The sequence below is a fragment of the Micromonospora sp. LOL_023 genome (assembly GCF_048060115.1).
Classification (GTDB): domain Bacteria; phylum Actinomycetota; class Actinomycetes; order Mycobacteriales; family Micromonosporaceae; genus Micromonospora_E.
In genome coordinates this window covers 135619-143449 of record NZ_JBHMIM010000009.1, presented here as the reverse complement: position 1 = coordinate 143449, position 7831 = coordinate 135619, and the positions used below count along the sequence as shown (strand labels likewise).

Here is a 7831-nt window from a genome sequence, read left to right as displayed (position 1 = left end):
CGCCTTCGCCGTCTACCGCATCTAACAAACCGTGATCAAATCAGGCATAGAGGAACAACGCCGGGGCCGTGGACCTTTCCCAAGGTCAGCGTCCGCCCACCCGAGCCGACCACCGTCTACTCCGACGGGCCGTGCGGTGCCATCTACCTCGACAAACCCACCGAGATCGAGACCTACGAGGGCATCTGGTCGTCACTCAAGCAGCACTGCCTCACACCGTTAGAATCGACCGAGTTCATCACCCGGATCGCCAAGGAGTTCGACGATGAAGGCTGACGGCGTCTGGCGTAAGTCCACCCGGTCCGACGCCGACGGCAACTGTGTCGAGGTGGCCGGCCACCCGTACCGCGTCGCCGTCCGCGACAGCAAGGACCGCACCGGCCCGGTCCTCACCTTCGACACCGCCGCCTGGCAGCACTTCGTCGACACGGTGAAGACCCCACACTGACCCGCGCCACTCCCGACCAACGACGAAGCCCTGGTCCGCCGGCTGTCACACAGCGGCAGACCAGGGCTTCACACCGCTTAGATCAGCCCGCGAGTACAGCCGGCGAAGGCGAGCAGCCGTAATGAACGGTCAGGCGGAGGCCAGAGCTTCGTGCAGCTCGACCGCAGCAGGCAGGGTGGGCCAGCGGTGGGTCAGGATGCGATCGAGGGTATGCAGCTCAGCGGAGATGCGGGCCGAGCCGGTGTCGCGGGCGGTCGCCACGCAGCGCAGCCCGAGTGCGGCGGCGCGTTCGGGTTCGGGCTCTGCTGTTGCCAGCACCGCGTTGGCGAGTTTGGCGAGCTGGTGGCCGGTGTCGCGGTGCAGGTGCGTCTGTGTTGCCGCGATCTGGCGTTCCAGGATGGCCACAGCGATCTCGGCCTGCCCGCACGCACGGTAGCCGGAGGCGGACTGTTCCTCCAAGGTGGCCAGGTTGTAATGGTGCAGGTAAACCGGCGCGTCCTCGTTGACGTCGTCGGGATGCTCGCGTAGGAGCTCTGCGGCCAGGTCGAGGCGGTCTTGGAAGGCGTCGGCGTCGCGGCACAGCGCCCAGCCGCGGGCTTCCTGCTGCGTGGCCAGAGCGTGCAGCTTGGGGCTGACCGGGCCGGATACCTTACGCGCGGCGGCAGCCAGATCCACGACGCCCACCGGGTCGGCGTCGGCCAGCGCGATGTTGGACTTGCGAATGAGCATGTAGGCAACCATCTGGTAGTCGCCTACGGCTTGAGCCCAGTCGCTGGCCCGATCCGACCACCACATCGCAGCGGAGGTGTCGCCAGCGTCCTGGTGGAGCCAGCCGGCGAACTCGGCGTACTGCGCGAGCAGCCGTAGCGTCGGCTCGGTAGTGCCAGGGCGGGTGTGGCGGCGCAGCTCGTCGAGGACCTGGATCTGCGCCATGACCGGGCCGAGCAGTTGGCAAGGGCCGAGCATCTTGTCGGCGGTGAAATGCTGCTCCAGCAAGGTGTGGAAGTAGTCAAGCACCTGGGGATCGACCCGGCGGGGCGCACGCAGCACCTTCGACAGCCGCTCGGCGGCGTCGACGTCAGCGACGCCGGCAGGCACGACCGCGCGCAGCGCGCCGCTGGCGAGGAGCTTGCCGAGGTCGCGTCGGGACAGGCTCACTCGTACGGTCCTTCCGTCCGGTGTCTGCAGCTGCAAGGTCACGCTATCGCCATCATCGACGTGTAGCCCACCGGTCGGCAGGGTCAACCGACCTGTCGCCCGGACGGTTTCGGCGTCGGGGTTCAGCGAGTGCAGCAGGGCGAGCAGCCCACCCGTGCCAAGGGCGGCGTCAAGGGCGGGCACATACTGCGCGTCGATGAGGTGTTCGCCGCGTTCGACGCGGCTGATGCGGCTGTAGTCGTAGTGCGTGGCCTTGCCGAGTGCCCGGAGCGACAGGCCAGCCTCGGTGCGCAGCTGGCGCAGCGCCATACCGAAAACCTGCCGGACGGCGTCGCCAGCGTCCATCGCCACCACCATCGGGTGCCAAGCGGATTTGTCGCTGCCGATGTTGCCGCAACACCGCAGGTGTTCACAACCCGGCACCCACTGGTGACGCTAAGTATCAGACCGGCGGCGGACACCGCGCCGCCAAGACGCTCTCGCCGTGCTCGCCCGTCTGTTGAGGAGTCCCTGCCGTGGAGACCTTTGAGACCGCCCGCCTAGACCGCTACTTCCACGCCATCATCGCCACGGGCAACCCGGCGGGCACCGACACCCGCTCGCTGGTGATCACGCATCTGCTGGCGGACCGGCCGTCGTTCATCCGCGCGGTCGACCGGATCACGCCGGTGGCTGGGGTGCTGCCCAAACCCAAGAGCGTGCATCGCGCCGCAGCCCGTACGGTGGGCTTGGCCTACTCGGTCGATGAGCTGTCCCGAGACCGGTTCGTCGACCCGGATGCCGCGTGCGTCTATCTGGAACAGCGCGCCGCCGGCCAGGCGGTGGTGCTGCTCGACGTGGGGGGCTACTTCGCTCCGGTGCTGGCCGAGCTGTGCGACCGGTTCTCCGGTCGGATCCTCGGCGTGGTAGAGGACACCGAGAACGGCCATCGCCGCTACCTCGAACTGGGCAAGCCGCCGTGCGCGATCTACTCTGTGGCACGCAGCCCTCTCAAGCAGTCTGAGGACTACCTGGTCGGTCAGTCCATCGTGTTCTCCACCGAGGCGCTGATGCGCTCGCGCGGGGACATTCTCCCCGGTCGGGCCGCGACTGTCGTCGGCTTCGGCAAGCTGGGCTCCAGCATCGCCCGCACCCTGCACGCCAAGGGTGTGCGGGTCACCGTCTACGACGCCGACCCGGTGCGCGCCACGCAAGCCCTCGCGCAAGGCTTCCACGTCGCGGCCAGCCGCCGGGCGGCGCTGGCGACGGCGGGATTAGTCATGTGCGCCACCGGCAACTTGGCGCTGCGTGGCGAGGACTTCACCGGCCTGGCCAACGGCGCCTACCTGGCCTCGGTCACCTCCAGCGAGGATGAACTCGAACTCGACACCCTGACCGGGGTGTACGAGCAAAGCGTGGTAGCCGAGCACGTCACCCGATACACCACCGTCGGGCACTACTTCTACCTCCTCGCCAGCGGGAACGCGGTCAACTTCCTGCATGGCGCCTCGGTCGGAGCGTTCATCTTCCTGGTACAGGCCGAGATCCTGGCCGCTGCCGCTCGGTGCGCCAGCGGCGAGGTCGAGCCTGGCTACCATGAGGTGCCCGAGGCCGACCGGCAGCGCATCGCCGAGATCTGGCTGGCCCACTTCAACCCTCCGGGGGCACACCGATGATCGACGCCGACCACATCGCCGCGACCGTCACCGTCTATCTGGCCCGCCACCCCAACGAGGCCGACCGGCTCGCCGCGCTGACCGCCGCCCTGCGCGAGCCCGGCGACCTGACCTCCCGCGCGACGTTCACCGGGCACGTCACCTGCTCGGCGCTCGTCCTCGACGCGGACCGGCGAGTGCTGCACATCCGCCACAACGCGCTCAACACCTGGCTGCGCCCCGGCGGGCACCTCGAACCCGACGACACCACCCTGGTCGGGGCCGCGCTGCGCGAGGTCGCCGAGGAAACCGGCATCAGCACCGCGGCGCTGACTCTGCTCGACGAGACGCCGATCGACATCGACGTCCACCCGATCCCGGCCAACCCGGCCAAGGGCGAACCCGACCACCAGCACTTCGACCTGCGCTACGCCTTCACCACCACCGCCCGGGACGTGACGCTGCAGGCCGAGGAGGTTCACGACTACGCGTGGCTGCCTGCCACCGAGATCACCCCCGCCGTTCTGGCCGAGCGGATCGCCGCAGTCGCCGCGCCGGCGTAAGCGGAATCTTCTGGGTCGCCAGGGGCGGACACCCACCAAGGCACCTGCAGCGCGGCGACGTACCGTCGACCCGTTCATCCGCCGATCGTCGAACGCTGCCCGGCGTGGCTGCGTGCCGTACCGGCGATTTCGGCCTCGATCAGGTCGGCGGCCCGGTCGGCGCCGCCTGCCGACCGGGCCTGCCGCTTCAGGTCGGCGCTGCGGGCCACCACGGCGGGGTCTGTGGTGAGGGCGAGCAGCGTCCCACGTAGCTCGGCGGCGGTGACGGTGGCCGAGTCGACGACCCGGGCGACACCCAGGCTGGCCAGCTGCTCGGCGTTGGCGAACTGGTCGGCCGCCTGCGGTACGGCGATCATCGGGGTCCCGCAGTAGAGGCCCTCGCTGCTGCCGCCCATGCCGGCGTGGGTGACGAAGGCGTCCGCCTGCTCCAGTACGGCGAGTTGCGGCACCCACGGGTGGACCTCGACGCTGTCCGGGACGGGACCCAGCTCGGCGGGGTCGACGTGGCTGCCGATCTGCAGGACGGTGTGCCAGCCGGGCAGGTCGCCGAATGCGGCGACGCACCGGCGGTAGAACTCGGCCTGCCGAGTGAAGGCGGAGCCGAGGGAGATCAGCAGCACGTTGTCGACGCCGACCGGGCGGACCCAGGTCCCCTGGTCGGAGCGGTCACCGAGGACCGGGCCGACGAAGCTGTAGACGGACCGGTCCACCCGGTCGGCGTTCGGCTGGAGCGCCTCCGGCGGCAGCACGAGGCTGCGCGTCGGCCGGCCTTGGAACGCCATGCTGTCGGTGACCGACGAACCCTCCGAGGCCAGCCACTGCTCGAACCGCCGGTAGTAGTCGGCGCCGCGCGGATCGGCCCGCATCGCCTCGACGACCGACGCCATCTCCTGCTCGTAGCCGTCCCAGGCCACGAACGTCGACGACAGCTGGACGGCCGGGATGCCCCACTGCTCGCCGAGCAGCCGGGCCGGTGCGCCGGCGATGTCGTAGAGGAACAGGTCCGGCCGGTCGTCGGCGTAGGCGGCCCGCAGCTGCGGTGCCATGGCGATGGCGTCGTCGAGGAAGAGCGTGAGCTGCTCGATCGGGTCGTCGGTCCCGGCGCCACCGTCGCTGGGCAGCGTCGTTTCGTACGGTTTCAGCTCGGCGCCGGTGTGCTCGATGACTTCGGCGAAGGCGGGGTCGTTGGCGTAGGTGACCCGGTGACCGCGTTGCACGAGGGTCCGGATGATCTCCAGGCTCGGGTTGACGTGGCCGTGGAACGGGATGCTGACCATGGCGATGTGCGGCTGCGGCACGGGGACCTCCGGAAACTTGGAGACGAGACGTTTCGTCTCGCCAACAGCGAAGCACGCCACCGCAGGCGCGTCAAGACGAGACGTACCGTCTCGCAGTAGGCTGTCGCGGTGACCCCACAGCCCGCCCGGCGCAACGAACAGTCCCGCCGCGCGATCCTCGCCGCCGCCCTGGCGCTGCTGACCGAGCAGGGCTACCCCGCCGTCACCATCGAGGCCATCGCCGCCCGCGCCGGGGTCGGCAAGCAGACCATCTACCGCTGGTGGCGCGGCAAAGGCGCGGTCATCCTGGACGCGCTCACCGACAACCTGCCGGACGCCCTCGCCCTGCCCGACACCGGCGACCTGCAGGCCGACCTGCGTCAGGTGCTCCGGGCCACCGTTGCCGAGTTCGCCGATCCGCGACTGTCCGCCACCACCCGCGCCATCACCATCGAGACACTCACCGACGAAGAGTTGGCCGACCAGGCGCGCGACCGGCTGCTCCGCCCTCAGCTCGACATGGTCCGCGCCCGCCTGGCAGCCGCCCGCGACGCCGGCCAGGTCCGCCCCGATGCTGCCCTGGACCAGGTCGTGGAGCTGCTGTTCGGCCCGCTCTACCACCGTTGGCTGCTACGCACCGGACCACTGACCGACGACTACGCCGACAGCATCGTCGACCTGGTCGTCGCCGCCATCACCCCCGTCGGCAACCGATGAGGAGTACGCAATGATCGAGCCGTACGACACCGGGTTGCTCGATGTCGGGGACGGCCACCAGGTCTACTGGGAGGTCTGCGGCAACCCCGGCGGCGTACCCGCCGCGGTGTTGCACGGCGGGCCGGGCAGCGGCCGCACGCCCCGGCACCGCCGTACGCTTGACCCCGACCGGTTCCGGCTCGTCCTGTTCGACCAGCGCAACTGCGGACGCAGCACCCCGTCGGCCGCCGACCCCGCCACCGATCTGAGTGCCAACATCACCGCCCACCTCGTCGCCGACATCGAACGGCTGCGCACGCATCTAGGCGTCGAGAGCTGGGTCGTCTACGGCGGATCCTGGGGTGCGACGCTCGCCCTGGCGTACGCGCCGACCGACACCGAGCCGCCGATCGAGCCGGTGCTCCTGCGCTACGGCCAGCTGCTCGCCGACCCCGACCCGACGGTACGCCAGCGGGCCGCCGACACGATGGCCCTTACGTAGAGCCCGACCCGGAGCCGACGACTGTTCCCGCCGATCCGTCTGCGTCCCGGCTTGAGTCTCCACCGGCTGGAAGGTGCACGCTGAAGCCATGAACGACCGCACCGAGCTGATCACCATCGGTCAGCTCGCCCGCCGTTCCGGCTCCATACCGGCCGACGCGGCGACGGTCCGTACGATCGGGTCCACCACAGCGCAGGTCAAAGCCCTCGCCCGAGATGGGTGATCCCCACGCGGACACCCCCGGCCTTCACCAGCACAAACTCAAGCGCTGCTCAGCCTATTGCCGGTTTCCGCCGTACCTTGGAACCGGCCGCACAGCACCCGCCGGGTCGGGACCAGCCACCCGTGCACGAGCAGCCGACGACGGCGTAGGTTTACGCTTAGTCCTCACCGCGGTGTCGGCGTCCGGCGAGCCGCGTGGTCTGGACGGGCCCACCGACGGGCCCGGCCACGTATCGACTAGCGCGACAGGCGGGGTGTCTTGGACTGGTTGCTGGCTCCGGCGACAGGCACGGCGGCGGCCGCCCTGCGCACCGAGTTGACTGCTTTCCTGCGCCGTCACGCCCAGGATCTCGAGGATGTCGGCGACGCCGCCCTGGTCGTTTCCGAACTGGTCGGCAACGCGGTCCAGCACGCCGGTGGTCCGGTCTGGGTCAGCCTGGACTGGACACACCCGCAGCCGATGCTCACCGTGCACGACCTCGGCCCATCCTTCGACCTGGAACACCTGGCACTTCCGACCACGGCCAACGAACGCGGCCGGGGACTGTGGCTGGTCTCCCAACTGGCCAAGGACCTCGACGTCGTGACCAAACGAGGAGACGGCAAAAGGGTGCAGGCGGTACTGGCTGTCTCCCGACGCGTCGAAACGTCGTTCGATCCGCTACGCCGCCATCTCAACCCGCTGCCGGCCGCCGACGAGGCGGGACCGTCGGGCTTCGGCCGTGAGGCGTTCCTGCGCGCGCTGGTCGTGGAGATCGCACGTACCGCCGAGGCCACCCAGGGCCCGGCCGTGGTCGAGCAGATGGTCGCCCAGGTCGGCGCGACCGTCGGTGGACAGATGGAAGACGAGTACCGCCGTGCCCGGGATGTGGTCGCCCGGCTGGCCCCGGAGCAGGTCAGCGACTGCTACCTGCGCCTCAAGAGCGCCATCGACGGCGACTTCTACGTCATCTCCGTCACCGCGGACACGATCGTGCTGGGAAACCGGCGCTGCCCGTTCGGTGACACCGTCCGACAGGCACCGGCGTTGTGTCGGATGACCTCCAGCGTCTTCGGCGGCATCGCCGCCCGTAACCACGAGCACGCCGTCGTACTGCTCGACGAACGCATCGCCGTCGGTGACCCGGAATGCCGAGTCACCGTTCTGCTCGGCGACACCGCCCGCAACAACCCCGGCGGCCACCACTACCACGCAGTCCCACAACCCCACCAGCTCAACTTCTAGCCCTTGCGCGGAAGATCGTAGCGGGAGCCCGTGGCCCCTGGCGCGCACGGTGCCGGGCGACCGGCCGACACCGCGGTCGTCGCCGAACGCTGAAGCGGGTGGCGAC

Annotated in this window: 9 protein-coding genes and 1 pseudogene; 8 read left to right on the top strand and 2 right to left on the bottom strand. The window is 69.8% G+C overall.

All coding sequences use genetic code 11. The annotated features are described in order from the left end of the window. Together ACFHVL_RS07480 and ACFHVL_RS07475 are read left to right on the top strand one after the other, a co-directional pair. A partial coding sequence (locus tag ACFHVL_RS07480; protein ID WP_416626436.1) for a Scr1 family TA system antitoxin-like transcriptional regulator occupies positions 1-276 on the top strand: 276 nt, incomplete at its 5' end. Beyond that, positions 266-448 carry a DUF397 domain-containing protein gene (locus tag ACFHVL_RS07475; protein WP_416555951.1) on the top strand — a complete coding sequence of 61 codons (183 nt, stop codon included), beginning with the start codon at positions 266-268 and terminating at the stop codon, positions 446-448. The genes ACFHVL_RS07480 and ACFHVL_RS07475, both read left to right, overlap by 11 nt. A 129-nt stretch (positions 449-577) precedes the next feature. Here ACFHVL_RS07475 and ACFHVL_RS07470 read toward each other — a convergent pair whose 3' ends face one another. After that, entirely contained in the window at positions 578-1951 is a 1374-nt protein-coding gene (locus tag ACFHVL_RS07470; RefSeq protein WP_416626435.1) for a helix-turn-helix domain-containing protein, read from the bottom strand. 170 nt (positions 1952-2121) lie between these two features. On the opposite strand from ACFHVL_RS07470, the gene ACFHVL_RS07465 reads away from it, so the two are divergent. After that, the gene (locus ACFHVL_RS07465) at positions 2122-3261 is read left to right on the top strand and encodes an adenosylhomocysteinase (RefSeq protein WP_416555953.1); all 1140 of its coding nucleotides are present in this window, start codon (positions 2122-2124) and stop codon (positions 3259-3261) included. After that, a complete protein-coding gene (locus tag ACFHVL_RS07460; RefSeq protein WP_416555954.1) occupies positions 3258-3803 on the top strand; it encodes an NUDIX hydrolase in 546 nt (181 codons plus the stop codon). The genes ACFHVL_RS07465 and ACFHVL_RS07460 overlap by 4 nt, the downstream gene beginning before the upstream one ends. Positions 3804-3877: 74 nt before the next feature. Here ACFHVL_RS07460 and ACFHVL_RS07455 read toward each other — a convergent pair whose 3' ends face one another. Further along, complete coding sequence (locus ACFHVL_RS07455) at positions 3878-5101, bottom strand: macrolide family glycosyltransferase (protein WP_416555955.1); 1224 nt, start codon at positions 5099-5101, stop codon at positions 3878-3880. A 108-nt stretch (positions 5102-5209) separates the two neighbouring features. Here ACFHVL_RS07455 and ACFHVL_RS07450 point away from each other — a divergent pair, with 108 nt between their 5' ends. The 4 genes and pseudogenes from ACFHVL_RS07450 (at position 5210) to ACFHVL_RS07435 (ending at position 7725) form a co-directional block, all read left to right on the top strand. Further along, positions 5210-5797, top strand: a complete 588-nt coding sequence (locus ACFHVL_RS07450; RefSeq protein ID WP_416626433.1) for a TetR/AcrR family transcriptional regulator — start codon at positions 5210-5212, stop codon at positions 5795-5797. Between the two features lie 10 nt (positions 5798-5807). Beyond that, positions 5808-6257, top strand: a pseudogene (locus ACFHVL_RS07445) (alpha/beta fold hydrolase); the annotation flags it as partial. 109 nt (positions 6258-6366) lie between these two features. After that, positions 6367-6501 carry a hypothetical protein gene (locus tag ACFHVL_RS07440; RefSeq protein WP_416626432.1) on the top strand — a complete coding sequence of 45 codons (135 nt, stop codon included), beginning with the start codon at positions 6367-6369 and terminating at the stop codon, positions 6499-6501. 258 nt (positions 6502-6759) lie between these two features. Beyond that, positions 6760-7725 carry an ATP-binding protein gene (locus tag ACFHVL_RS07435; RefSeq protein WP_416626430.1) on the top strand — a complete coding sequence of 322 codons (966 nt, stop codon included), beginning with the start codon at positions 6760-6762 and terminating at the stop codon, positions 7723-7725. The last annotated feature ends 106 nt before the right edge of the window (positions 7726-7831 follow it).

Excerpts from the sequence above, each read along its gene's own strand:
- ACFHVL_RS07475 (WP_416555951.1), top strand. The coding sequence starts at position 266 with ATGAAGGCTGACGGCGTCTGGCGTAAGTCCACCCGGTCCGACGCCGAC.
- ACFHVL_RS07470 (WP_416626435.1), bottom strand. The coding sequence starts at position 1,951 with ATGGACGCTGGCGACGCCGTCCGGCAGGTTTTCGGTATGGCGCTGCGC.
- ACFHVL_RS07460 (WP_416555954.1), top strand. The coding sequence starts at position 3,258 with ATGATCGACGCCGACCACATCGCCGCGACCGTCACCGTCTATCTGGCC.
- ACFHVL_RS07440 (WP_416626432.1), top strand. The coding sequence starts at position 6,367 with ATGAACGACCGCACCGAGCTGATCACCATCGGTCAGCTCGCCCGCCGT.